The 22,528-nt window shown below is 49.2% G+C and carries 21 protein-coding genes; 8 read left to right on the forward strand and 13 right to left on the reverse strand.

Annotation, left to right across the window (positions count from 1 at the left end):
- Nucleotides 1-15 precede the first annotated feature (15 nt).
- The 5 genes from BLQ88_RS33745 to BLQ88_RS33765 all read right to left on the reverse strand — a co-directional run bounded on the left by BLQ88_RS33745 (nucleotide 16) and on the right by BLQ88_RS33765 (nucleotide 6,624).
- The gene (locus BLQ88_RS33745) at nucleotides 16-1,143 is read right to left on the reverse strand and encodes a FecR family protein (protein ID WP_090157429.1); all 1,128 of its coding nucleotides are present in this window, start codon (nucleotides 1,141-1,143) and stop codon (nucleotides 16-18) included.
- An 86-nt stretch (nucleotides 1,144-1,229) separates the two neighbouring features.
- Complete coding sequence (locus tag BLQ88_RS33750) at nucleotides 1,230-1,829, reverse strand: RNA polymerase sigma factor (RefSeq protein WP_176885187.1); 600 nt, start codon at nucleotides 1,827-1,829, stop codon at nucleotides 1,230-1,232.
- A 119-nt stretch (nucleotides 1,830-1,948) separates the two neighbouring features.
- Nucleotides 1,949-3,187 (reverse strand): DUF6786 family protein, encoded by a 1,239-nt coding sequence (locus BLQ88_RS33755; RefSeq protein ID WP_090157431.1) that lies wholly within the window; start codon nucleotides 3,185-3,187, stop codon nucleotides 1,949-1,951.
- Nucleotides 3,188-3,189: 2 nt separating this feature from the next.
- Nucleotides 3,190-4,272, reverse strand: a complete 1,083-nt coding sequence (rhaT, locus tag BLQ88_RS33760) for an L-rhamnose/proton symporter RhaT (RefSeq protein WP_090157432.1) — start codon at nucleotides 4,270-4,272, stop codon at nucleotides 3,190-3,192.
- 84 nt (nucleotides 4,273-4,356) lie between these two features.
- Nucleotides 4,357-6,624 carry an FG-GAP-like repeat-containing protein gene (locus BLQ88_RS33765; RefSeq protein ID WP_090157433.1) on the reverse strand — a complete coding sequence of 756 codons (2,268 nt, stop codon included), beginning with the start codon at nucleotides 6,622-6,624 and terminating at the stop codon, nucleotides 4,357-4,359.
- Nucleotides 6,625-6,747: 123 nt separating this feature from the next.
- Between BLQ88_RS33765 and BLQ88_RS33770 the strand changes: the two genes are divergently transcribed.
- The 3 genes from BLQ88_RS33770 (at nucleotide 6,748) to BLQ88_RS33780 (ending at nucleotide 9,523) form a co-directional block, all read left to right on the forward strand.
- Nucleotides 6,748-8,055, forward strand: a complete 1,308-nt coding sequence (locus tag BLQ88_RS33770; RefSeq protein ID WP_090157434.1) for a UDP-N-acetylmuramoyl-tripeptide--D-alanyl-D-alanine ligase — start codon at nucleotides 6,748-6,750, stop codon at nucleotides 8,053-8,055.
- Between the two features lie 216 nt (nucleotides 8,056-8,271).
- Complete coding sequence (locus BLQ88_RS33775; protein ID WP_090157435.1) at nucleotides 8,272-8,823, forward strand: peroxiredoxin; 552 nt, start codon at nucleotides 8,272-8,274, stop codon at nucleotides 8,821-8,823.
- 109 nt (nucleotides 8,824-8,932) lie between these two features.
- On the forward strand, nucleotides 8,933-9,523 hold the full coding sequence (locus tag BLQ88_RS33780) for a carboxymuconolactone decarboxylase family protein (protein WP_090157436.1): 591 nt from the start codon (nucleotides 8,933-8,935) through the stop codon (nucleotides 9,521-9,523).
- An 80-nt stretch (nucleotides 9,524-9,603) separates the two neighbouring features.
- Here the strand turns inward: BLQ88_RS33780 and BLQ88_RS33785 are convergent, their stop codons facing one another.
- The 6 genes from BLQ88_RS33785 to BLQ88_RS33810 form a co-directional block, all read right to left on the reverse strand.
- Nucleotides 9,604-10,347, reverse strand: a complete 744-nt coding sequence (locus tag BLQ88_RS33785) for a carboxypeptidase-like regulatory domain-containing protein (RefSeq protein WP_090157437.1) — start codon at nucleotides 10,345-10,347, stop codon at nucleotides 9,604-9,606.
- A gap of 6 nt (nucleotides 10,348-10,353) precedes the next feature.
- On the reverse strand, nucleotides 10,354-11,181 hold the full coding sequence (locus BLQ88_RS33790) for a TapB family protein (protein WP_090157438.1): 828 nt from the start codon (nucleotides 11,179-11,181) through the stop codon (nucleotides 10,354-10,356).
- A gap of 24 nt (nucleotides 11,182-11,205) precedes the next feature.
- Entirely contained in the window at nucleotides 11,206-11,517 is a 312-nt protein-coding gene (locus BLQ88_RS33795; protein ID WP_090157439.1) for a hypothetical protein, read from the reverse strand.
- 14 nt (nucleotides 11,518-11,531) lie between these two features.
- Nucleotides 11,532-12,998: a PKD domain-containing protein gene (locus BLQ88_RS33800; protein ID WP_090157440.1), complete on the reverse strand. Its 1,467-nt coding sequence runs from the start codon at nucleotides 12,996-12,998 to the stop codon at nucleotides 11,532-11,534.
- Between the two features lie 147 nt (nucleotides 12,999-13,145).
- Nucleotides 13,146-13,868, reverse strand: coding sequence for a LytR/AlgR family response regulator transcription factor (locus BLQ88_RS33805; protein WP_090157441.1), 723 nt, complete (start codon nucleotides 13,866-13,868; stop codon nucleotides 13,146-13,148).
- 5 nt (nucleotides 13,869-13,873) lie between these two features.
- A complete protein-coding gene (locus BLQ88_RS33810) occupies nucleotides 13,874-14,971 on the reverse strand; it encodes a sensor histidine kinase (protein ID WP_090157457.1) in 1,098 nt (365 codons plus the stop codon).
- Between the two features lie 299 nt (nucleotides 14,972-15,270).
- Between BLQ88_RS33810 and ahcY the strand changes: the two genes are divergently transcribed.
- Nucleotides 15,271-16,587 carry an adenosylhomocysteinase gene (gene ahcY / locus BLQ88_RS33815; protein WP_090157442.1) on the forward strand — a complete coding sequence of 439 codons (1,317 nt, stop codon included), beginning with the start codon at nucleotides 15,271-15,273 and terminating at the stop codon, nucleotides 16,585-16,587.
- 69 nt (nucleotides 16,588-16,656) lie between these two features.
- Here ahcY and BLQ88_RS33820 read toward each other — a convergent pair whose 3' ends face one another.
- The gene (locus tag BLQ88_RS33820; protein WP_090157443.1) at nucleotides 16,657-17,532 is read right to left on the reverse strand and encodes a mechanosensitive ion channel family protein; all 876 of its coding nucleotides are present in this window, start codon (nucleotides 17,530-17,532) and stop codon (nucleotides 16,657-16,659) included.
- Between the two features lie 247 nt (nucleotides 17,533-17,779).
- On the opposite strand from BLQ88_RS33820, the gene BLQ88_RS33825 reads away from it, so the two are divergent.
- Entirely contained in the window at nucleotides 17,780-18,613 is an 834-nt protein-coding gene (locus BLQ88_RS33825; protein WP_090157444.1) for a hypothetical protein, read from the forward strand.
- 183 nt (nucleotides 18,614-18,796) lie between these two features.
- A complete protein-coding gene (locus BLQ88_RS33830) occupies nucleotides 18,797-19,603 on the forward strand; it encodes a hypothetical protein (protein ID WP_218132983.1) in 807 nt (268 codons plus the stop codon).
- 45 nt (nucleotides 19,604-19,648) lie between these two features.
- On the opposite strand, the gene BLQ88_RS33835 is transcribed toward BLQ88_RS33830, so the two are convergent.
- Nucleotides 19,649-20,419 (reverse strand): SHOCT domain-containing protein, encoded by a 771-nt coding sequence (locus BLQ88_RS33835; protein WP_090157446.1) that lies wholly within the window; start codon nucleotides 20,417-20,419, stop codon nucleotides 19,649-19,651.
- A 491-nt stretch (nucleotides 20,420-20,910) separates the two neighbouring features.
- Here BLQ88_RS33835 and BLQ88_RS33840 point away from each other — a divergent pair, with 491 nt between their 5' ends.
- Both BLQ88_RS33840 and BLQ88_RS33845 read left to right on the forward strand, forming a co-directional pair.
- Entirely contained in the window at nucleotides 20,911-21,861 is a 951-nt protein-coding gene (locus BLQ88_RS33840; RefSeq protein WP_090157447.1) for a hypothetical protein, read from the forward strand.
- Between the two features lie 197 nt (nucleotides 21,862-22,058).
- A complete protein-coding gene (locus BLQ88_RS33845; RefSeq protein ID WP_090157448.1) occupies nucleotides 22,059-22,463 on the forward strand; it encodes a hypothetical protein in 405 nt (134 codons plus the stop codon).
- Nucleotides 22,464-22,528 lie beyond the last annotated feature (65 nt).

Consider the following 22,528-nt stretch of genomic DNA (forward strand, 5'->3'; position numbering starts at 1 on the left):
AGGTTTTTAGTAATGCTATTCGCAACCTTCCGAGGTGACCGCCACGACGGTGCCGGGCGCCGATTCGCCGGGCGCCGAATCGCCGGCCGCCGGTCCGACCCGCATTTCGTACCGCGCATTCACGACTGCGCAGATGAGGTCGAGCTTTTCGTACACCGGCTCGTCGCCCAGTTTCGCCGTGAGTGTGCAATAAGCAATGGTTTTCGCGTCAAACTGAATATCGATACCGTAAGTTTGCTCCAATGCCGCGAATACCTCAGCCAATGGCGTACGCCGGAATTCGAAGTTCTGACTTTCCGCGGGCAGGTTCAGCAATACCGGCTTCTGCACCGTTTTGGCAATCATATTCAGGCTTTTACGATTGAAAGTAACCTGTTCGTTCGGTTTCAAAATCAGCTTTTTACCCGCACCGGATTTGCTTTTCCCCTCATTTTCAAGCGCTGAAACTTCCACGACGCCCGTTTTTACCACCAGCTCCACATCTTCGTCATCATCATTGGCCTTAATGCTGAAACTCGTGCCTTTGACTTTGGTAACCATCGAGCCCGCATACACGAAAAACGGTTGTTCCGGGTTTTTGACTACCTCAAAAAACGCCTCGCCGCGCAGCGTAACCTCCCGCCGGTCAGCTAAAAATGCCGCCGGATAACTGATCCGCGCATGTTTTTTGAGTATTACCGAGCTGCCGTCGGGCAGGTTCACAAGTTGTATGGCATGGGTTTCATTGTAAACTTCCAGTTCGTCGGGCTTGTCGCCATCGCGGAGGCCCGCTACGAAAGTTTGCAGGTTTTGAAGACTCTCCTTTTCCCTGAACAATGCCGTCACGATGCCTAATGCAAGCAGCAGCATGGCCGCCATTTTGAGCCAATTACTTCTCCACCAAGGCAATGCGCGAAGCTTATCGTCCGGAATGGCATTCAGTATTTCACTCACGCGTAGTTTCACTTCCGGCTCGGGCAATGCGTCGAGCTCCCCACGGACGGCCAGCAATATTTCGCGTGCCTGCTCGATGTTGGCAAGCTGACCGGGATTGTTCCGGACAAATTCTTTCCAGAAACCGTCCTGCTCGCCATGGTAAACCCAGCGCTGAAATGCCAGGTCGTCGAGCCAATCCTTCACCTGGAAGTGGCTGTAATTATTCATGGATTTTATTTAACTATTTGCTTTGATACGATGAGTAAGTCGCTTTCAAATAGTACCCACGGGTTTCAAAAAAATTTTCAAATTTTTCAGTACCAAGCGATTTCAGAGCACAACACCATGAAAATGGCTGCGTGCTGCCAGTATTCGCGCAGTTTCTGAATGCCGTATTGCAGGTAATTGGCCACGGCCTGCCGTTGCAGCCCCATCACGGTCGCGATTTCTTCGTAGGACAGGTTTTCGTAGTATTTGAGGTAGAGGGCTTCTTTCTGGCGTTTGGGCAATGCGTCGATGGCTTGTTTCAGGCGGTGGCTTGTGAGCTGGTCGGTTTCCTGAATGATCCAATCGGATTCGGGCGAAATATCATCCTCCACATCGTCGTCGCGGATATCGGAGAAAACGGATTGCCTGCGGATGCGGCGGATGAGGTTGTTCCGCAGCGATTGGAAGAGGTAGGGTTTGATGGCGGCAATGTAGCTGAGCGTTTCGCGTTTTTCCCAGATTTCGAGAAAAAGGTCCTGCAAACAGTCTTTGATCAGGTCGCGGTCGGGTGTGAAGCGCGTGCCGTAATGGTAGAGCGCGGCGTAGTTCAGCTCGGTGAGCTCGCCGAACGCACTTTTATCCCCCGCACAAAACTGCTGCCAGCGTGTGATCAGATAGGTTTCTGATGAACGTTCTGAATTTTTCACAGGATCAGGAATAGTCAGCGGTCTGAAATACGCTCCTTGATGTCCGGGAAATGCCCGGCATCAATACGTAAATATCTGTACTGACTATCCCTTAACTATCCTGCCCTGTCATGTTTTATTTAAAAAATTTCTCCGATTTGGTCAATATTTACACCTAGCACCCTTTGCGCGATCGCATTCAGTGCCGCTTTGTCTCCTTCGAAATGGAACGTGCTTTGCCGGTGCGTGATCGCTTCGCCTTCTTTCAATGCCTTCACGGATGAGTTCGATTCCAGTTCGTAGAATGGGCCCATTTGCGTGCCGTCGGCCAGTTTGCCGTCGTTGTAGGCGTTCAACGCATCGCCATTATAGGGGTCTTCGTGCATTTCCCAGGTCGATTTCATGTACTGGCCCTGCGGGTCGAGATCGAATTGGATGATCGTAAGAATGCCTTTTTCGGCATCGTAGCTTCCCGCCACATTCCGGGCCGATTTGGGTGCAATACCGATTTTAGCGCGGTGTTTTCCATCGGCTTTCAGGAATAATACCGAGTCTTTTACAACGAGCCGGTCGGCTGGAATTTTACCGAAATAATCGTCGGTGATAAGTGGCTTTTCGGATAATGCTTTGGAAAACGGCGCGATGATGGTCGTCTGGTCCGAAGGCCGGAACATCCCCAGCAGCCAGATACCCAGCATGCCGGTTTCGGGTTTCCAGGCCTCGTCTTTATTGGTAACTGAATTAATGGAGCGGTAAGCAACGGCTTTCACGCCGCTTAATGCATCCAGGCCGAGCAGGTTGGCGATATTTTTCTTTGTCAGCATTTGAATTTTCCGGCTGATCTCGATCACGAACATCTTGCCCGAATAATTCTCAATCATCGCATCGATCTCAAACTTCACCGAATGCGCATCCGATTCGACCGCTTTATAAGCCACGGTATCGATCAATGCAGGCGTCTGCCAGTTTTCAAAATCAAAGCTTTGCCCTTTTTTGAAATACACCGAAAACTGACCGCCCTCGGGTGACAGCCAGAAGCGCTCTTCCCCGCCAAAACCATTCATATGCGGCTGGTATTCGCCGCTTTCGATGAGTTTGTAGTTGATCCAGCCGTAGCTGTTGCCGCTATCGCCATTGGCTGTGCTGGTCATGACCCTGCCTTGAAAGGCTGGGTTAACGAGCGCCCTCGCGTCCGGATCATCGGGGGCGGTGAGTACGATGGTTTCCTTATGTTTTTTCAGGAATGCGAGGTCATAGCCGAATGTACCGGCTGCCTGCGTTTGCGCTGTTTCCAATTTGTTCTTCTCGCTTTTATGGTCCGACGAACAGCCCGCAGCCGCCATTATCACTGCCAGTAACACCGGGTAATGCGCTTTCATGGCTATTCTTTCAAATAGTTGCCATAACCGACGATCAGCACGGACAGTACAATCACCAGGATACCGATGATGATCGAGGAAATGGTCTTTTTACTTACTCCTTTCCACTCTTTCAGGACTAGTCCCCACGAATTCGCTACCAGGATAATGAATGCCATGTGCAGGATCCACGAGCTCGGGCCGTTGCCTAACTTGCTCTCGCCCATGCCGTAGAAGAAGAATTGCAGGAACCAGGTAGTGCCGGCCAATGCGGAAAAAATATAGTTCGAAAGCAGCGGCGTCGAACTGTCGGTGTAGTTGCCGAAAGTTTTATTGCGTGAATTCAGGAGCATACACCAGATGAAGTTGGTCGTAAGTCCGCCCCAGAGGATCACTACGTAGGTTACATTGTTTTGGAACAAAAATTCACCCTGCCCCGGATTTGCCGCTTTCCATATCTCGTTCGCTTCCTGCGCCATGATCTTGCCGGCGTCGATCCCGAATGCGAAACAAGCGCTGAGAATACCGGAAATAATCGATACTGTAAGCCCCAGGCCGATTTTGAACTCGGTATTATCCGCCGCTCCGTGGCCGGTTTTGCGTAAATCGGCGTCTTTCATCGCGCCCGCCTTACCGCAAATGATGATACCGATCACACACACGAGCAAGCCGATGAGCACCCATTGCCCCCACGCATTGCCGAAAAGTATTGAAATGGTGTCCTTACCCGGCTCCGGGTTGAATTCATAGTAAATGGAGGGAATCAAAGCGCCGAAAACCGAGCATAACCCGAGGATGATCGAGCTTCCTAGCGCGACGCCCAGGTAACGCACGCCCAGCCCGTACGTGAGGCCGCCTATGCCCCAGAGCACGCCGAAAAAGTAGGTCAGAAAGAGAATGTTGCCGTTGGTATGTGCGATGATTTCGGTATAACCCGGGATGGTGAGGTAAGCCGCGAGGGGCGGTACGATGAGCCAGGAAAACAACCCGCCGACGATCCAGTACGACTCCCAGGCCCAGCCTTTGACCTGCTTGTAGGGAATATAAAAACTGCCGGAGGCGAAGCCACCGATGAAATGGAAGATAACACCCAGAAGAGCTTGCATGAATATTTTTGAATTTTATCATGTAAGAGCGTTCCTCCGGCTATCTACTGCCAAATGCGGCAAGTCTTTCGGGTTTTTGCCCGCCTAATCGCCCACCACAACCTTCCTGACTACCCGGCTGTTACCTGTTTTGAACTCGACGAGGTACAGCCCCGCCGGCCATTGCGCGGTGGATATTTGCTGTGTTTCGTTGGCGCGGATACCGCGGTTCCCGAGCATACGTACGCCGCCCGCCGTGAGCACATCGAAAGTCCCCGCTTTGGAAGCATACACTTTGAAAAAATCGACCGACGGGTTCGGAAACACCTTCACTTCGCCCGCATTACCCGGCTCCACACCCGTTACCGACACCGGGAGAATGTTGGTCAGTAAACGCAGGCCGCCCGCATTGGTGCCGATCGCGACGTCGGGCTTTTTGTCGCCGTTCAGGTCGGCGACGGCGAGCGAGAGGTAATTTCCCAGGTACATATCTCCGGCCTTGCCGTTCACGCTGATGATAGCGCTCGCGCGATCGGTCCATTTGCCCCAGTCGGCATTGTTGAAGACGCGGATCGTGCCGGTGTGGTCGACGGTCGCGAGGTCGGGCTTGCCGTCGAGGTCGAAATCGGCGACGGCTACCTGCGAGAAGCGGCCTGCAAAGTTGATATCCACGCCTGCGAATGCGTCGGTTTCTAATTTGAAAGTGTATTGCTTGTTGGTACCGGTGTTGGTGTAGTAGTAAATGTTGCCTTGCGTTTTGCCGATGAGCAGGTCGAGGTCACCATCTTCGTCGGCGTCGTAGAAATAGGGAGAATCGCCGATTTGGAGTTCCGAGGGCAATGCTATGGTGACTGCCTCGGCGAGGTTGAGCTGTACAGCGGCGCCGTTTGCGCCTTTGTTGGGAATGTAACGGTATTCGAGTTTCAGGCTGGAAGATGCTGTCGCCGCGAAACCCAGATCAGCCACGCCATCGCCATTGAAATCGGCCCATTGGGGTTTGATATTGTAAACAGAAAGCTTTGAAAGCAGTTCGAGGTAATCCTGCGATTCGAGACTGAAATTCGGTTCGGTAGCGGTGCCGTTGTTTTTTAAATACCATAAACTTCCCTTGAAACCGCCGCTTACCGGATTTCCGCCGGTTCCGACGAGCATATCCAGGTCGCCGTCGCCGTCGATGTCAAAGAAAGACGGCACCGCGTTTTCGCCGACGTCGATCATCTGATCCTGCAAGAAGTTTTTGCGGACCAGTTTGAAAACGGGTTTGTCGCTCGTGCCTTCATTGTGGTAGTACCAGCCCGAGGATTTGAAATCGGTCATATTCGCGTCGCTCGCGGGCAGGCTGGGCGCGATGAGCAGGTCTTTCACGCCATCGAAATCGACGTCTTCGTAAAAACCAGCCGGGAAAATGTGCAGCGTGATCGGGTCTATCGCGGGATAGGTATTTGTGTAGCCCGTAAAATTGGCAATAATGCCTTTGGCGGAGTTGGGCAGGAACGAAATGTGGTCATTGCTGATGTGGCCCGCCAGGAGGTCCTTGGTGCCGTCGCCATTCAGATCGTGCAGCATAATAGAGTTTCCCGCGTGCAGGATGTGCGTAGGCGCAGCCGTCCGGGCCGAGGGATCGGTCACCACTTCGCAATTAACGCCTACCACGAAGTCTTCGGCATCGCCTTTGTGAAAATTCCCCCAGCAGTCGCCGTTACGCTGAAAAACCGGGCTGGCCTGCGTGCCGAGGCTGTCGCGCACGCCGAATTTTTCCATGCTCAGGTTCTGGTGCAGCTCAATGTAAGTTCCTGTGAAATCGAAAGTCAGCAGGTCGAGGTCGCCGTCGTCGTCCACGTCTGTAATAGCCGGAATGTCGGTACCCGACACCTGCATATTGATATTACCCGAAAAGCCTTTGGTATACAACACATCCCGCACTTTCTTCCAGGACCACACATTGCCCGTTTTGACCTGCTGATAAACGAGAATACCCAGCGATGTGCTCGCGAAAAGGTCTTTCAGGCCGTCGCCATTATAGTCGGCGAGGATCATCCAGTTATCCACCTGCGGGAAGAGGGTCTCGTAATAGGGCGCGTGGATGAACGTCTTTTTGCCCGGATTCAGCGGATCGGGGCCTGCCAGGAACGTCGTAACCTTGCTGTTGGTCCGATCGTAAACGACCAGGTCCTCGTCGGCGTCGTTGTTCAAATGCATTTTCAGGAATTGCGACGCGTTCAGTCCCCCGCCCCACGGGTTCGTCATTTTCACGCCGCCCACGGACACGCCCGTGAGTGTATCGAGCTTGAACCAGGCCTGCTGCGCGAGCAGTTCCGAAGGTTTGTAAAAGCAGATGAGGCAGAGGATAAAGGCGGTAAATTTGGTTCGCATTGTTGAGGAATAATCTGTTAGTTTTGCAGGTTTTCAGCGGTCACCGCAAGGCTCCGCGGCGGGCTTGTTTGTCTTAAACGTAACGAAATAAGCCATAATAACTTTATAACGACACGACAATTCATGTATACTTCCATCGAAACACTTTACGATATATACCGCAAGGGCGCCAAAGTTTCCACCGACACCCGCCAGATCACCGACGGCTGCATTTTCTTCGCATTGAAAGGCGATAAGTTCGATGGTAACCAATATGCGGCCGAAGCTTTGCAAAAGGGCGCGGCTTATGCGGTAGTCGACGACCCGGATGTGGTTACCAGCGACCGCTTTTTGCTTTTCGAAGACGGCCTTACCGCATTGCAGGACCTGGCGCGCCACCACCGCAAGACGTTCGACTTTCCCGTGGTTGCATTGACCGGCTCCAACGGCAAAACCACTACCAAGGAGCTGATTGCCAAGGTGCTTTCGATGAAGTTCAACACGTACGCCACGCGCGGTAACCTGAACAACCACATCGGCGTGCCGCTCACGATCCTGAGCATCGACCCGGCGAAGCATGAAATGGCCGTCGTTGAAATGGGTGCCAATCACCAGCAGGAAATTGCATTGCTCGCCAGCATTGCGCAACCGACGCACGGGCTTATTACCAACATCGGCAAGGCGCATCTGGAAGGTTTCGGAGGCGTTGCCGGGATTATCAAAGGCAAGGGCGAGCTGTTCGATTTCCTTTCCAAAAAGAAAGGGACTGTGTTTGTGAATTCCACCCAGGACGTGATCCTGGACATGGTGAGCAAGCGCCGGGCATTCGGTGAGATCGTATTCTATTGTTCGGAAAATAGCCCGGTGAACCCGTCGCTGATCGAGGAAAACCCGAACGTCGTTTTCAGTAACGGCGGCAAGACTGTAACCACCCATTTACCCGGAAGATACAATTTCGACAACATTTGCGCCGCGCTGGCCGTGGGTAAGCATTTCGGAGTCGAAGATGCGGATGCGTACGAGGCGGTAGCGACGTACGAACCGGACAACAACCGCTCGCAAATCGTCAAAAAAGGGACAAATACCGTGATTATGGACGCTTACAATGCGAATCCATCGTCGATGGCCGCGGCGGTGGCCAATTTCGGCAAGATGGAAGCGCCGCGGAAGATTTTGATCCTGGGTGATATGTTCGAACTGGGCGATGCCGCGCCGGAAGAACATTTAGCTTTGGGAAAACAGATCGCCGGTGAGAAGTTCGACGTCGTAATACTTGCAGGAAAACTCATGCAGCACGCGCTGCCCGCGTTGCCGAAAGCTTACTATTTCCCCGATAAATTCTCGCTGCACAACTGGATCATGGATAATCCGCAAGAAAATACACATTTCCTCATCAAGGGCTCGCGCGGGATGTCGCTCGAAACGGTACTGGGCGTAATGCCCGATAGATAATTTATAATTACAGTTATTATTAGTATAATTATATTGCAAAAATTGATGTAATTATAAACACAATTTATAATAGCTCCGTTTCTATAAATAAAACTAAATTCATTTGATTAAATCAACTCTTTCCTGGCATAATACCAGGTTGGCGTTTGACCCATGTACTCCTCATTCGTAGTTTTGTAACACCAAAAAATACAATTTATAAACAAACGAATAATCATGGCTAATAGACTGTTATCAGTTGGATCGGTTTTCCCGGAATTCAAAAAAACATCCGTAGTATCGTTGGAAAAAGGAAACGAATTCTACGATATTACCTCAGAAGATCACAAAAACGCTGAGAAATGGATGGTAATGTTCTGGTGGCCAAAGGATTTCACCTTTGTGTGCCCTACGGAAATCGCCGAGTTCAACAAACACACTGCAGACTTCGCCGACCGTGACACGATCCTGATCGGTGCTTCTACCGACAGCGAGTACGTGCATTTGGCATGGCGCAAAAACCACGACGACCTGCGCGACCTGCAATTCCCGATGCTGGCCGACACTTCTAAATCATTGGCAGAAGAGCTGGGTATCCTCGAAGCAAACGAGAAAATCGCTTACCGCGTGACTTACATCGTAGATCCACAAGGTATCATCCGTTGGGTAAGCGTTAACGACCTTTCGGTAGGCCGTAACGTATCAGAAGTATTGCGCGTACTCGATGCTTTGCAAACCGACGAACTTTGCCCTTGCAACTGGCAAAAAGGCGAAGCGACTATCGCATAATAAGCCTTTCGAAAGCAGTTCACAGCGGTTGGCCATTCGCACGCCGGTTCTGTGAACTGCTTTTTTTCTATCCACGGGAAAACCTTCCCGCTTAAAATTCAAAACGAACATGTATCCATTTGCTGCCACAGGGAACACGAAAGAGTCCCTGTATAAAGAGGTCAATTTGCCTGCTGAATTCGAAAGCGTACTCATCAACAAGCTCGCCGCGCTTGACCATCGTTACCTCAAAGACCTGAAAATCAATGTTGGTAATGTATTGAAATCACAAACATTGAACCGTAAGGAGGCATTGCTGCTCGCATTGTCGGTTGCTATCAATGAAAAAAACGCGGCGTTGATCGCGGCGCTGGAAGAACTTGCTGCGCAGGAAGGCGCGGACGAGAAGGAAATCGCGGAGGTAACGGCCTGTGTTTCACTGATGAATGCGAACAATGTATTCTACCGTTTCCGCCATTTCATGCACAAGGAATTTTACGATAATGCGCCTGCTGGCATCAAAATGAGCATTATGGTGAACCCAGTGCTGGGCAAGGAGTTTTTCGAACTTTTGAGCCTCGTCATTTCCGCATTGAACGGTTGCGAAATGTGCGTGACTTCGCACGAACAGTCGGTGCTGAACCACGGCGGCTCTCAGGCGCGTATATTTGATGCAGTTAGGCTTGGAGCGATTTTCAAGAGCTTTTCTGTTTTGATATAAAACAAAACTAGCCAGGTCTTGAAGATCTGGCTAGTCTCAAATTATCCATCCTATTTCTCTATTGTTTTCTTTGTTGGCCGCTACACATCCTCTTCGGTGTAGCTGATGTAAAAGGAATTCCTTCCCCAAATGGTGCTGGGTTCGAAATCGATCACCAGCGTACTCCCATACTCGTCGTCCGAGAAGTGGTCGCGCAGTTTGAGCGGCATTTTACCAGCTTCCCCGTTGTAATAGGCGGTCATTTCATACCGTCCCAACGGAATGTCTTCGAGGTATCCGTTCGCCGCCTTCATTTTCAGCTGCTTTCCTTTCGACCCATCGATCAGGTTACCCACGGGCGTGAGCGTAAATTCGATGTTTTCATCATCGTAGATTACACTGTACAGTGCTTTGTTGATCCCGATCGTTGCGCCGAAAAAACCCTCCCCCTCCGGGCGCTCGCCGGTGAGTTTCCACTGAAAATTCCGTACGGCCCCATCGATACTGAATGCCTCGTAAACGTCCACATCCAAGTCCTGCTCGTAGCGGCGGCCATTGTATTCTTTCACGATCTGCGCCGAGGCCATGAATGTACCGACGCTGGGTAGCTGGATCTGGTAGTTTCCATTCGCGTCGGTACTCCCGAGCGAATAGGATGCGTGGAACATCGTATTGTCGATCACTACTTCCACGCCCTTCATCGGATTACCCTGTGTATCGGTTACTTTGCCGGTGGCATAGCCCTTTTTACCGCCACCCTCCGTTCCGGGCTCGTCGTCGGTGGTGCACGCCGCAGCGAGCCCCAGTACCAGGGCCCATTGCAGCATCAGAATCCATTTTTTCATAGCCGCTTATTCGACTTTCCGCAGCTCGGTGGTAGAAGTGCTCTCTTCGCCTTTTTCGATCGATTTCACGACACCCACACCCGGTGCGGTCCAGAGCGTTACGTTCACGAGCTCAGTAGTGATTTCCGGCTGCGTCACTTCCGTTTCGAACTTGGTATAAACCTCGTACGAGTATTCCCATTTGGTACATTTGAATTCGCCAGCTGGCGTAGTGATTGATTCTTCGGCTACCGCTTTGCCGTTTTTATGCGTCATACGCGCTTCGAGCTTGCCGATTACCGAGCCTTCTTCGCCTACCGGAATTTCCAGCTCCATGATCAACTTGATAGGATCACCCTTGAATGTGAGCGGGCTGTTGACTTTCCCATTGTTTTCCAGCATCTGATATTGCGGGAAGCCGGTGATCTTCAAATCTGAAATGTAGGCGATGTCGTTGATTTCGTTTACCATCTCCTTAATCGCGACGGGGTAAGGCAACTCGTTGGTGGTAGTACCGCCCTTGGCATAGGCCTTGGATTTGAATGTTTTCTCTTCCTCGTTTTCGCGGATGAAATTGCTGATCGTATGGACTTGCAAGCCCGCCGAGTCGGCGGTACTGATAATCTTGGTGATCATATCGCCGGTGGAGCCGTCCGAATCGGTGATTTTATAAACGTAGCTCTTGTCTTTTGTTGGAATAAATACTTTCTCGGTTCCGCCGCCGTCTCCGTCGCCACCTGGCTTCGGATCGTCGTCGTCCTTACAAGCAGTGAAAGACATGGCCAGAACGGCCAGGGCCAATGCGGATTTTGCAAATCTGCTTATGACCAGTGAGGGTGTAATTTTAATTTTCATGGCTGTTTTTGATTTATTTAGATTTCAAGGGATTTCGTAAAGTTTGATGGCCGACTGGCCCGTGGTATCCTTTTCCAGCTCTTTGCGAAGCTTTCCATTCAGGTATTTTCTAACTGAAAGCTTCGTAATGTCGAGCAGCTCCGGTTCGGTCGTTTCCGACACGAGGTGGTTGCTGTGGGCGTAGTACCGTACGATCGTCGATTTTTTACCGGGATTGGTTTCCGCCACCCAGAAGCCCTTTTCGGGGAATGGCTGCCGGGCAGAGCGCACCGCCCGGTTTTGCATGCCCGCGGCGACCAGCAGTCCCACGAGCACGCAATGCGCGATGAGTTTCATAGTTCAAAGCGGCCCTACTCTTTCAGGAGCTTCGCTTGTGCATTGTCCTTGAATGTGTTCACGGTTTCGACGTCGGCATTGATGGTAGCCTGGTAGTTGACGAAGATGCCGTAGCCACCGCTGTTGGAGATCACCGATTTCCGGATCGCCATGCGCGATTGTCCGCCGTAGACCGCGATGTTGGCCTTCTTGCCCGATACGATCGCGATGTTACCGCCGCCAGACACTTCCGCGTTTTCGATGATATTCTGGTCGCTGGTCGAGAAGCAGATCATCCCTTTCCAGTAAGCGGCTGAATTTTCAGCGCCGCGAATGACGATTTTGTTGGTTTCCGTTCCTACCGCATTGAAATAACCGTCGTCGATAGTGATGAAGCCTGCGCGGCCTACTTCGACAGTTACGCCCGGCAGGAGTTTCCAATTGGCGTCAGAGGTAATGTTTTCGAGAATGCGGTAAGGCGTTTTGTCTTTGAAACCTTTCCATACCACTTCGGCAGCGGCGTTTTTAGGCAGGGACGACGAGAAGATCTCGACCACATTGCGGCCATTGCCGTTTGTGAATTTCGAATCCGTATCGAGGTTCTTCACGTTTTCGGCGCTCAGCAGCAGACCTGCTTCGGTATTGTCTTTGAAGTTGTTCTTTTCAAACGAAGCCAGCGCTGCACCTTGCTGAATGTAAAGGCCATAACCCGCATTCGCTTCGAACAGACAGTGCCTGATATTAACCTCCGCCTGGCTGCCCAGAATTGCCATACCCGCTTTGGTAGTGCTGTACAATGGCTTGCTGCCTGCGTGCAGCATCTGTACGTATTCAAGCGTGTTGGCGCTGCTCGACGAGCGGAACGTCACGCCCGACCAGAACCCTTTGGTCGTTTCCTTGCCGATGAAGCGGATCGGGTTCGCCGAATCGCCTTTCGCGAGCAGTACACCGCCGCCGTCGTTGATTTCCAGGCGGGTATCACGTGCAAATGCGATCACAACGCCCGGTTTGATTTCGAGTTCGGCATTCACCGTTACGTTCGCATTCACGATGTAATCCGGAATCGACGGGTTGTTGACGCGGTCGGCCAAAGTGAGTTTGGCGCGGATGTTCGCGTCGATCACGATCGGTTCGATTACCGTAGCCGTGATCAGGACCTTGTCTTTGCTCTGGCCATTGGCATTGCTGATGGTCAGCTCCACTTCGTACTCGCCGGGAAGATCGGCGGTGAAGGTCGGTTTCGCGGTGGTAGCCGACGCCAGGTTGGCGGTACTGCCGGCCGGCTTCTTACTGAATGCCCAGCTGAATTCGAAAGGCTTGTTCTCGCTGTCGGCAGAAGCGCTGCCGTCGAGGTTCACCGCAGAGCCTGCGTTTACATTCTGGTCCGCTCCTGCTTTGGCGGTCAATGTGTTGGATGGTGTTGGATCTTCGTCCTCCTTGCAGCTACCCAGCAACAGGGCAAAAGACAAGGTTGCCCAAAGAATTCTTCTTGCGTTTAACATGGCTAATAATCCAAATGATTTAAATGAATACATTCCATTTCTCAATGGCGGTGCAATTTTAAACCGATTTGGCGAGCCTGGGAAGCGTATGAAACCGAGTGTCGATCAACAGCGGGTTTTGTCGACAAACGCCGTTTGCGGCGCCGTTTAAAATGTGAGCTTGAAGCGGCGCTGGCAGTCGTTGCGGAAGTTGCGGCCGATAGGCAGCTCCTTCCCGGCGATTTCGAGCTTGTGGGAATGGTAGCTTTCAACCTTATCGACGGAGACGATGAACGACCGGTGAATGCGGATGAAGCCGTCCTCGGGCAGGAGTTCTTCCAAAAGGCTTATTTTCTGTTTTGAAATGAGTGCTTTGTCTTTCAAAACCACTTTAATATAGTCGCGCAGGCTTTCGATCCAGTAAATGTCGTTGACGTTCACTTTCACCATTTTACGGTCTACTTTTAAATACAAAAACACATCCTGGGGCGTCTGCGCAGCCTTTTGCGCTACTGAAACGGATTGATTGGTAATATTCAAACCCGTAAAAACCTTGTCCATTGCACGCAGGAAGCGCTCGAATGGAATGGGTTTTAACAGGTAATCCACTGCATTGAGGTCGAAACCTTCGACGGCGTAATCCTGGTAAGCGGTTGTAAAAACGACTTTCGGAGGGTTTTTGAGGCTTCTGAGCAGGTCGGTACCTTTCAGCCCCGGCATTTTTACATCCAGAAACATGAGGTCGATCTTCTGCTGCTGCAACACCTGGAATGCCTGGATCGCATCCTGGCAGCGCGCCGCAACCTCTATTTCCGCGAAATTGGCGAGGTAGTTGTCCAGTACTTCGATCGCGTGGGGTTCATCGTCCACCAGGATGGCTTTCAGCTTCATAAATATCAGATTTCCAAACGTTTATCCAGGTCAATTTCCAAAATTACGGCAAAAACATCCTCCTCGTCCATGATTTTAAGGTTATGCGCCGAAGGATAAAGGATTTCCAGCCGCTTGCGCACGTTTGCGAGGCCTATGCTCACGTGGTGCGGGCGGTCGTCGTGCACAGCAGTTTCGGGCTTGCTGTTCGAGATTTTGAATTTCAATGCATTGTTCTTCACGCGCAAATCCATATTGATCCACGCCTGGCCGATCTGCTCGCTCGCGCCATGCTTGAATGCATTCTCGACCAGCGGCAATATCAGCAGCGGCGCAATGCGGTATTCCGGCGATATACCATTGATACTGAAATTGATATCCAGCCGCTCCTCGTACCGGATTTTTTCCAATTCGATATAACTTTTAAGAATGCTGATGTCCCTTTCCAGCTGCACGATCTCCGTATTGGCCTCGTAAAGCATATACCGCAATATCTCCGCCAGCCCCATCACCACCCCCGGCGACTGCGGCGATTGTTTGAGCGTCAGCGCATACAGGTTATTTAATGTATTGAACAAAAAATGCGGGTGCAGCTGGCCTTTCAGGAAGTTCAGCTCGGCTTCCATCGCCGCCTGCCTGCGATCGAACCACATTTTGAAAAACTTCACCGACAATGCAATCCAGACGAAAATATTGGTCTGCTCGAATGCGCTGATCAGGTAGGTCTGCTTTAAGAGCTGCTGTTTGAATGTACCTTCGAGCTTGCGCCATACGAACGTCGGGTCGTTCTTTTTGACCGCATTGTAGATAATCGGGTCCGCGACGAGTATTTCCATCAGCCTGAAAGCCAGCGTAGAACCGATTACGATCAGCAGGAAAAACAATATAAACTGCACGTATTTCTTACGATCAAAATAGCGCGGGATAATCACATAGGCGATCAGGTAAAAATAACCAATGTGGATCGGCATGAACATGCCCACAATGCCGATCGTGAGCCAATAGTCGGGCATGCCTGCACCATAGAGGACCGTCAGGATCGTCAGTACGGCGAGCCAGAACGTGATGTGCAGTAAAATTCTTTTATGTTTAGCGTTGTCGGGGACCGGGAAAACAGGGCGCATGGTAACAAAGATAACGATTTCGAGGGCCAATACCGGGTTTGAAAAGCATTGTCGACCGACGTCATACTATTGTCGACGAACGGCATTATCACCTGGTGCATTTGCGGCACAGACAAAATATCTCCGCTAACCGGTGAATCACAGGGCCGTCACTTCATAATGCAGTCATATCCAGTATTTGAAAGATAAAATATCCAAATTTTAGCCCCAAATCAGAATTTGTATCTGCAAATATTCCCTACGGTGGTTTTTCTACTTAGTTTTGTGGTAAAATCAAGATATTAACTAAACTGTAAAAAATGGCAACGTCAACCGAAACGTACATTCCGTACAAGGTAAAAGACATCTCGCTGGCCGAATGGGGCCGTAAAGAAATCACATTGGCAGAAGCTGAAATGCCTGGTTTGATGGCGATCCGTGCTGAATACGGTCCGTCACAGCCTTTGGCAGGTGCACGTGTTGCAGGTTGCTTGCACATGACGATCCAGACTGCGGTTTTGATCGAAACCCTTACAGCTTTGGGTGCAGAAGTTACCTGGTCTTCATGTAACATCTTCTCTACGCAAGACCACGCAGCAGCAGCTATCGCGGCAGCGGGTATCCCTGTGTACGCTTGGAAAGGAATGAACGAAGAGGAATTCAACTGGTGTATCGAGCAGACTTTGTTCTTCGGCGAAGACCGTAAGCCGCTCAACATGATCCTTGACGACGGTGGTGACCTTACCAACATGGTATTCGACGAATATCCTGAGCTGATCGACGGCATCAAAGGTCTTTCGGAAGAAACTACAACCGGTGTTCACCGTTTGTACGAGCGCTACAAAAACGGAACGCTCCACCTGCCTTCTATCAACGTAAACGACTCAGTTACAAAGTCTAAATTCGATAACAAATATGGCTGCCGCGAGTCACTGGTTGACTCTATCCGCCGCGCAACCGACCTGATGCTTGCTGGTAAAGTAGCGGTGGTAGCAGGTTACGGCGACGTAGGTAAAGGTTCTGCGGAATCACTCCGTGGTGCCGGCTGCCGCGTACTCGTTACCGAAATCGACCCGATCTGCGCATTGCAGGCTGCTATGGACGGTTTCGAAGTAGTAACAATGGACGAAGCTGCCGACCGCGCTAACATCTTCGTTACCGCAACCGGTAACTACAAAATCATCACCGACCGTCACTTCCTCAAAATGCGTGACAAAGCGGTAGTTTGTAACATCGGCCACTTCGATAACGAAATCGACATGGCTTGGTTGAACACTACTTACGGCCACACCAAATCGCAGATCAAACCACAGGTGGATATCTACAATGTGGAAGGCAAGGATATCATCGTGCTGGCAGAAGGCCGTCTGGTGAACCTGGGCTGCGCAATGGGCCACCCGTCATTCGTAATGTCATGCTCGTTCTCGAACCAGACTCTGGCTCAGATCGAACTTTGGACCAACACGGCTGCTTACGAGAAGAAAGTATACGTCCTTCCAAAAGCATTGGACGAAAAAGTTGCTGCATTGCACCTCGCACACGTAGGCGCGAAACTCGACGCATTGAGCGACGAGCAGGCTGCTTACATCGGCGTATCGGTAGAAGGTCCTTTCAAAGCGGAGACCTACCGTTATTAATAATAGGATTGATTTTGAAAAGCCCCCGCTGCGATTCGTGGCGGGGGCTTTTTGTATGCTTTTGTAAGATTACGCCTCGGCTTTTCCAGCTGTCGGCGGTGTTAGGTCAATTGGTCGTGCCGCTGTTGGGAAAGAAATATTGTTTTCATCAAAAATCCGCTTCACCACTTTCATAGCCGCACTTTTAGCTGGGCCGGGACCGGTCTTGTCCTGACGGATCCAGAAGAGGATTTCAAAATCAATGCTCTTTTCGGTGAAACGGGTGAAGTTGAATTCTACTACTTTCAATGGATCGATAAAGTCCAGCTTTTTGATCACACTTAACGCCAGGCTCTCCACAATCGCCAGATCGTCGCGATAGCCAATGCTGCCATCCATGCGTACACGTCGTTCGCCCGAGTGCGTGAAGTTCACGATCGGCTTCTGAAAAATGTCCTTACTCGGCAGCTCCACCTGCTGGCCCTCGAAGTTATCCAGCTTCACCGAACGCAGCCCGATCGACAGCACCTTGCCCGTGTAGCCATTGGTTTCGATAATATCCCCCACCTGGATCGGGCGCTGAATGGCGATGAATGCACCGGAGATGAAATTGGTCGTGAGATCCTGGAATGCGAAACCGAGCGCCAACGCAAGCACACCCGCGCCTGCGAGCAGGGAAGTCACCGTTTTGTCCAACCCCAAAACACCTAATGCGAAGAAGAAACCGGTTGCGATAATCGCAATGCGGGTAATGGTCGAAATCAGCCCTACCAAAGCTATATTCTGCGATGCGTGGCCCAGTATCCGCTCGATAAACTTCCCGCCCAGCCTCGACAGAAACCTGAATACGACCAGGATAACAACGGCAATGAGCAGGTTGGGCAGGAGGCGGTAAGCATCCACCGTCCACCGATCGACCTTTACGGCAATGGGATCTACTATTTTGGAAATTTGTGCAAAAATCATGTTACCAACCAATGCGGGCGTCCTATCGAACTAATAGAGGCCCGGCTTCCTATAAACAGGGCAAAAATCGCAAATGTTGCCCGGTTCGCAAAAAATCCTCTTTCGACACCACCGCGGGAGATGCCCCCCATTTTACCTTAAACTTTTTACAACCTGCCTTTTGCCCATCGCTTTTCGCGCCATTTCGAAGCGCTGTTATGTTTAAGCCAGTTCAAAATCAATTTATTCACGCTTAAACAACTTCATTATGAAACTAGTTGGAAACACCTCAATCCTGGCCACCGGCCTTTTACTCGCAGGAATGTTGGGAGCTTGTCAGAACGAGCATGAGAATGCGCTTATTCCACAGGCACCTACGACCGACTCAGACCGGAACGCGAAAACACAAGGTGTAGGTAAATTAATTAAAGACGGTAATGTTAGCCTCGCTTACGGCAATCAAGATCCGAGTGCTTTATGGAAAGAAATTTCTGACAATGGCGCGCACCACGAATTTACTTACGGGCCTCAGTTAATCACAGGAAAAAGATATATCAATGGTTTCCCCAACCCAACGATGACATTCACTTATACGCTGGATGCTAGTGGGCGATGCACGCAAACCGTTACCAACAAGACGCACCTTTACGAGTATAACGAAAGCGGACAACTTAAGAAATATTACAATAAATTACAGCCTAACGAGCGAACCGAGTTCACCTACACTCCCGATGCCGATGGAATTACAAATGCACTATTTGCTGTAACATTTTATGATGCGGCGGGTACAAAGACGAGGGAACTATGGTTTAATTACAGTCTCACAGAACCTATTGCAGACAAATCGCCGTTGAATCCCGATGTGTTTCCAACGGGTGTCAGCAAGTACATTCCGGTATTCGGGAAATTTAGCAACAATCTCGTTCAATGCTCCGCAGACAAAAAGTTCTCGAATGGGAAACAAATATCCAACATAAACTATTACCATACTTACACATTGGATTATGCGGGCAAAGTCAAGAATGCGACTGTCAAGAAATATGACGGCACATTGATTTCGACCACAGATCGGGCATACACCGTCCCATACTACAAATTTTAGCTTACAACCCGACAAACCGGCCCGGGTAACCTGGGCCGGTTTGTTTGACCGCAGGCTCTTCAATACCCGCCTTTTGCCCATCGCATTTTTTACTCGCACAGAGGTAGCCTATGTTTGAGGCGATTCAAAATCATTTAATCACACTTAATGAAGGTAATTATGAAACTAATTCGAAACGCGGCTATGGTAGCCAACACACTTTTGATCGCAGGGATGCTGGGAGCCTGCCAGAATGAAAACGAGGCGGCACTTGCGCCGCAGACGGCTACCACCGTTAGCGATCACAATGCGAAAATTTCCTCTCCCGCTCAACTGATCAAAGACGGTGACAAGTTACTCGAATACTCAACCAACGCGCTTGGCCGAAAAGTGCTTAATAAAATAATCAATCAAACTTCTAATTGTTACCTGACATTCAGTTATACACCTCAGGCTGTTACCGTTAAAAACTACCAAACCGGGACAGATAAATACCTTAGCGAATTCGTCTATAAGTTGGATGTCAATGGAAGATGCTATGAAACTGTCGCGATGAGTAAGGCCTACGGATTAGAGTACAATGCCGATGGCCAGCTTAGTAAACGTTTCAGCAAAGCCGAGGTCTATGAGCGAACTGAATTTGTTTACAAAGTCTTCAACGGCAGTAATGCAAAAGCACTGCATAAGATATTATTTTACGACAAGTTCAATGACAATTACCGCGTAATAACTTACAACTATGGTGCTGATCCTGATTTATTACTAGTAAATCCGGAAAGTTTCTTTGACACTCCTTCTATCTACCTACCAATTTTTGGAAAGTTCAATAGTAACCTGCCCACATTGATGGTTGATGAAATAGGCACAGCCAATAACAAAACATCCCAAAGCTGGGTTTTCAATTATACCTTTAATGCGGACGGCTACGCGAAAACAGTTAGCCGTAAAATCGTGGGAAGTAATAATCCGATTGTCACCGAACGCAAATATTTGGCGCCCCTGGTGCCGTAATAAAGTATTATAAAACAGAAAGCCGACGGCGGCCGGCTTTCTGTTTTATAGTCTCGAAAGCATTTCTTGCTTTTTGGCTGTAAATTCCTCCTCCGTAATCTGCCCCTTCTCAAAAAGTATATTCAGCTTTTCAATGGTGGCCATTACAATATCCTGAGGGCTTCTGTCCTGCGAATGCGGACCAGCCGTCGAATTAACGTCATAAGTCATTTCGGGAGTCGACTGCTTGGGCGCATCAGGATCGGAAACTTTTTTCAACGCGTTCAAATCAACAATACCTTCCCGGCTTGTAAAATGGTACGCATCCGAGACGCCCTGCTGTTGTGAAACACCGGTGATGTGGTGATGCAAGGTATCGTAAATCGTACGTTTGCCATTTTCTTCGATCACCAGCCGGTGTACAGTCGCGAAATATGCGTAACGGAAATTGTTTTGAGAACCTGTGGACGTAGGACTTCCGAAAACGGTCGGCCAGGTGTTATCCGCCCGAATATCCGGCGCAGCAACACTTTTGTTCGGCACAGCGGATGTATCATCATCCGTGAACACCACCGAACTCGTTACCAAGTCCGCCAGTTCATTGCAGAGCTTGTCGACAGTGCTTCGAAGCGACGCATTGAACATATCGCCCACCATCGTCATCCCTCCTTTCATCCATTGCCCCTGCCCGCCCAGTTCTGGCAGATCGAATTGGGCCATCGTTCCATTGCCACGGATGATGGCTTTCAAAAGTGATTCGACGGTTTGAGGCTGCAAATTATACCGGGCGGCGATGTCGGTGACTTTCTGCCGCCCGTCCGTACTAAGTGTTTTCATGGTATCGAGTTTTGAAAAACAACCACAAAAACAGTGCCATATGGCTATCCCCAACACGGTGACACATTCAACACGGCTTTTCAACTACCGGACTTCCGCCGACTTCTACAAGCAAATTATGTTTGAAACGACATTAGTCGAGTTTGTTAACCCTTTAACACCAAAACGTCATGAGAAAATTTACGCCCACCGGAAATCTGCCGAAAATATTTACATTAACTGCAACGCATATGGCTGTCAAAATAAATATTCACTAACTCAAAACCCTCGAACTAATATTTCAGCCTGCATAGAAATACCAAAACTACCTGTACAACTGAATTATCAAGAAACACACGAAGGAATTAAAGTATTACGGATATTACAATGTAAATAAAGGAAAGCTGAAAACATTCTCGAAAACGCTTATACCGAGCGTCGCTATCATGGACACACGATCATATCGCAACAAAAAACCGAAGAATTATCCATTCAAACCGATCAAGCATTGCATGACAGTGATTTCTAAAACAGAGATTAAGTTTGAAGCGATAGTTTTAATTATTCACACATTTACAATCACAAACGTTATGAAAAAATTACAATTAGCAGGGAATTTGTTAAAAGCATTAATGTTGGCCGGGGTAATGACGGCATGTCAAAACCAGGATGCGGTAGCTCCGCTGGAAAGTACCACGCCTCTTATGGAACAGGCGGCTAAAACAAATGCGGAGTTGAAATTGGTAAAAGATGGCACTACCAACTTGCAATATATTAAACAGGGACGTCTTACAGGAAAGTTATCAAAAGTTTCTGAAACAGCATTCTATACACAGTACTCCTACGACGACAGCACAGGCGACCTCTGGATTACGAGTAAGCGCTACAACAAGAGCTCAAATGTCCTTGTGCAAGAAATAAAATATAAGATAGTCAACGGTCGCTGCGTAACAAGTATTAATCAGACAACCAATTGGACCTCTGAGTATAAATACAATGAAATGGGTCGGCTCGATGAAGTCAATTTGTCATCCGGAGCACTTACGCAAAAGCATACATTTACTTACGATAACGTCGCAAATAGCATCGGCAAAGAGCGCCTAAAAGAGATCATAAAATCTTCACCAATAGGACCTTATCAGCAAATAAATTTCTTCTACACACTCGAAGGTTCAGCTGAGAAACTGGATAACTACCCTTTAAATTCTGAGCATCTGGGTTTTGACAAATACCTGCCGTATTTCGGTAAGTTTAGCGACGTACTTATACAACAGGTACAAATTACGCCGCTCCCCTTCACCAACCAGGCAAAACCTTACTATAAACATTACTATACCATTAATTCGGATGGGTATCTTATTGGAAGAAACATCGAATACTTTCCCTTGGGCTATGGAAAAGAAGCAGGAAAAATGACCTTTTATAATGTCCACCAATACTCTTCCAACTGGCAGGGGATATAATACCATTTCATTCACTTCACAATAAAAGCAGGCTGTCGATGATTTGCCTGCTTTTTATATTTATTTTTAAAATAGAAAATTTTATTGCTAATAATCATCAGTAAAAGCCGTCAGTTAAATATTTTATCATTACCGTAAATTTCTAAATACTTTTAAAATGAACGTTCAATTTCTTCCATTAATTAAACACTCATTTTATGAAACATTTAAAAATTTCCGGCAACTTGTTAAAGTTATTATTGTTCACAGGACTTTTGAGTTCTTGCAATAATAATAATGAATCGATTACACCAAATGAGCAATCTCTCATTGAAGTAAATGACCAGAATGCAAAGCTCATTTCCACGCCCAAGCTTTCACAGGATGGCACCAGGACTTTGGAATACTTCACATTGGGACGGTATCAAGGCAGGTTATCCAAAGTAACCGAAGTGAGCCACTATACCGAGTATTCCTATAACGACAATAATGGCTCTACCGACTTGTGGATTACGAGCAGACGTTATTCCAAGGCCAACAATGCCTTAGTTAATGAAAACAAATACAGAGTGGCAGGTGGAAGATGTGTAGCAAGTGTAGCCTTACCTAAAATAGGACAATGAGATATCAGACTTTTTTGTTTTCTATTGTCTTCGCAAACACGGCTGGTGCCATTCCTGCAAGGGCT

The sequence above is a fragment of the Dyadobacter soli genome (genome assembly GCF_900101885.1).
In the GTDB taxonomy this organism is placed as follows: domain Bacteria; phylum Bacteroidota; class Bacteroidia; order Cytophagales; family Spirosomataceae; genus Dyadobacter; species Dyadobacter soli.

What these genes read in the sequence shown, in the direction of transcription:
- BLQ88_RS33745 (WP_090157429.1), bottom strand. Translation starts at nt 1,143, where the DNA reads ATGAATAATTACAGCCACTTCCAGGTGAAGGATTGGCTCGACGACCTG.
- BLQ88_RS33755 (WP_090157431.1), bottom strand. Translation starts at nt 3,187, where the DNA reads ATGAAAGCGCATTACCCGGTGTTACTGGCAGTGATAATGGCGGCTGCG.
- rhaT (WP_090157432.1), bottom strand. Translation starts at nt 4,272, where the DNA reads ATGCAAGCTCTTCTGGGTGTTATCTTCCATTTCATCGGTGGCTTCGCC.
- BLQ88_RS33765 (WP_090157433.1), bottom strand. Translation starts at nt 6,624, where the DNA reads ATGCGAACCAAATTTACCGCCTTTATCCTCTGCCTCATCTGCTTTTAC.
- BLQ88_RS33770 (WP_090157434.1), top strand. Translation starts at nt 6,748, where the DNA reads ATGTATACTTCCATCGAAACACTTTACGATATATACCGCAAGGGCGCC.
- BLQ88_RS33775 (WP_090157435.1), top strand. Translation starts at nt 8,272, where the DNA reads ATGGCTAATAGACTGTTATCAGTTGGATCGGTTTTCCCGGAATTCAAA.
- BLQ88_RS33780 (WP_090157436.1), top strand. Translation starts at nt 8,933, where the DNA reads ATGTATCCATTTGCTGCCACAGGGAACACGAAAGAGTCCCTGTATAAA.
- BLQ88_RS33785 (WP_090157437.1), bottom strand. Translation starts at nt 10,347, where the DNA reads ATGAAAAAATGGATTCTGATGCTGCAATGGGCCCTGGTACTGGGGCTC.
- BLQ88_RS33790 (WP_090157438.1), bottom strand. Translation starts at nt 11,181, where the DNA reads ATGAAAATTAAAATTACACCCTCACTGGTCATAAGCAGATTTGCAAAA.
- BLQ88_RS33795 (WP_090157439.1), bottom strand. Translation starts at nt 11,517, where the DNA reads ATGAAACTCATCGCGCATTGCGTGCTCGTGGGACTGCTGGTCGCCGCG.
- BLQ88_RS33800 (WP_090157440.1), bottom strand. Translation starts at nt 12,998, where the DNA reads ATGTTAAACGCAAGAAGAATTCTTTGGGCAACCTTGTCTTTTGCCCTG.
- BLQ88_RS33805 (WP_090157441.1), bottom strand. Translation starts at nt 13,868, where the DNA reads ATGAAGCTGAAAGCCATCCTGGTGGACGATGAACCCCACGCGATCGAA.
- BLQ88_RS33810 (WP_090157457.1), bottom strand. Translation starts at nt 14,971, where the DNA reads ATGCGCCCTGTTTTCCCGGTCCCCGACAACGCTAAACATAAAAGAATT.
- ahcY (WP_090157442.1), top strand. Translation starts at nt 15,271, where the DNA reads ATGGCAACGTCAACCGAAACGTACATTCCGTACAAGGTAAAAGACATC.
- BLQ88_RS33820 (WP_090157443.1), bottom strand. Translation starts at nt 17,532, where the DNA reads ATGATTTTTGCACAAATTTCCAAAATAGTAGATCCCATTGCCGTAAAG.
- BLQ88_RS33825 (WP_090157444.1), top strand. Translation starts at nt 17,780, where the DNA reads ATGAAACTAGTTGGAAACACCTCAATCCTGGCCACCGGCCTTTTACTC.
- BLQ88_RS33830 (WP_218132983.1), top strand. Translation starts at nt 18,797, where the DNA reads ATGGTAGCCAACACACTTTTGATCGCAGGGATGCTGGGAGCCTGCCAG.
- BLQ88_RS33835 (WP_090157446.1), bottom strand. Translation starts at nt 20,419, where the DNA reads ATGAAAACACTTAGTACGGACGGGCGGCAGAAAGTCACCGACATCGCC.
- BLQ88_RS33840 (WP_090157447.1), top strand. Translation starts at nt 20,911, where the DNA reads ATGACAGTGATTTCTAAAACAGAGATTAAGTTTGAAGCGATAGTTTTA.
- BLQ88_RS33845 (WP_090157448.1), top strand. Translation starts at nt 22,059, where the DNA reads ATGAAACATTTAAAAATTTCCGGCAACTTGTTAAAGTTATTATTGTTC.